This window comes from Frankia umida (assembly GCF_023242945.1).
Classification (GTDB): Bacteria; Actinomycetota; Actinomycetes; order Frankiales; family Frankiaceae; genus Frankia; species Frankia umida.
This window is the reverse complement of record NZ_JALKFT010000092.1, coordinates 1-1,471: the sequence shown is the minus strand read 5'-3', so window position 1 is coordinate 1,471 and position 1,471 is coordinate 1. Positions and strand designations below refer to the sequence as shown.

Annotated in this window: 1 protein-coding gene; it reads left to right on the top strand. The window is 67.8% G+C overall.

The annotated features are described in order from the left end of the window. Window positions 1-248: 248 nt before the first annotated feature. A complete protein-coding gene (locus tag MXD59_RS25905; RefSeq protein WP_248827184.1) occupies window positions 249-1,451 on the top strand; it encodes an IS110 family RNA-guided transposase in 1,203 nt (400 codons plus the stop codon). The last annotated feature ends 20 nt before the right edge of the window (window positions 1,452-1,471 follow it).

The following is a 1,471-nucleotide window of genomic DNA, read 5'->3' as shown; positions in this document are numbered from 1 at the left end:
CCCCGTTACCTTCTTGGTGGCCCCGCAACGGGGCTCCCGGCCTCCGGACCTGGCATGACTTGAGCCCCTCGTCGGTCATGATCGAAAAAGTGGTGTCACCAGGTTCCGGAGGCATCGGCAGACCGCTGATCAGGGGCATGACCGTCGAACTCATCGTGAGCGAGACAGGCTCTTCGTAACGTGGATGCCGGCACGCTGATGCCGCAGGTGAGGCCGGGAAAGTAGACAGCGCTCGCGGGAGACAGCACGTGATCGATACCGGTGGCATCGACGTCTACCTGGGCCTGGACGTGGGCAAGGGCGAACACCATGCCACCGCCCTCACCCCAGCCGGGAAGAAGGCGTTCGACAAGCGGCTACCCAACAACGAACCGAAACTGCGGGAGGTATTCACCCGGCTGCAAGCCAAGCACGGCACCGTGCTGGTCGTCGTCGATCAACCTGCCTCCATCGGCGCCCTGCCGCTGGCCGTCGCCCGCGACACCGGCTGCCGTGTCGCCTACCTGCCGGGCCTGACCATGCGGCGGATCGCCGACCTCTACCCCGGCGAAGCCAAGACCGACGCCCGCGACGCGTTCATCATCGCCGACGCGGCCCGCTCCATGCCGCACACCCTGCGCGACCTCGCTCCCGACGACGACACCCGGGCCAAGCTGGAGATGCTCGTCGGTTTCGATGACGACCTCGCCCAGGAGGTAACCCGCACCAGCAACCGGCTACGTGGCCTGCTCACCCAGATCCACCCCTCGCTGGAACGCGTGCTGGGACCCCGCCTGGACCACCCGGCCGTGCGCACCCTGCTGGAACGCTTCGGTTCCCCAGCCCAGATCCGCAAGGCCGGACGCCGCCGCCTGGTGACCCTGCTGCGGCCCCAGGCACCGCGCATGGCCGAACGCCTGGTAGAAGACATCTTCGCCGCCCTGGACGAGCAGACCGTGACAGTACCCGGCACTGACGCGGCGACGCTGATCATTCCCAGCCTGGCCCGTTCCCTGACCGCCGTCTATGACCAGCGGAAACTCCTCGCGGAACGGATCGCGGAGCTCCTGGAGGCCCACCCTCTTTCCAAGGTCCTGACCTCCATGCCCGGTATCGGGGTCAGGACCGCCGCCCGCATCCTCATCGACGTCGGGGACGCCAGCAGCTTCCCCACCGCCGGGCACCTGGCCGCCTATGCCGGTCTCGCCCCGGCCACCCGGGCATCGGGCTCTTCCATCCGCGGGGAACACCCCTCCCGACGCGGCAACAAACAACTCAAACGCGCCTTCTACCTGGCCGCGTTCGCCTCGCTACGCGAACCCGCGTCCCGGGCCTACTACGACAGGAAACGCGCGGAAGGCAAACATCACGTCGCTGCCCTCACCTGCCTCGCCCGGCGCCGGATCGACGTGCTCTACGCGATGCTTCGCGATGGGACCTTCTACCAGGCCCCGACCCCCTCACCGGCTTGACGAAGGACATAGGGGCACTT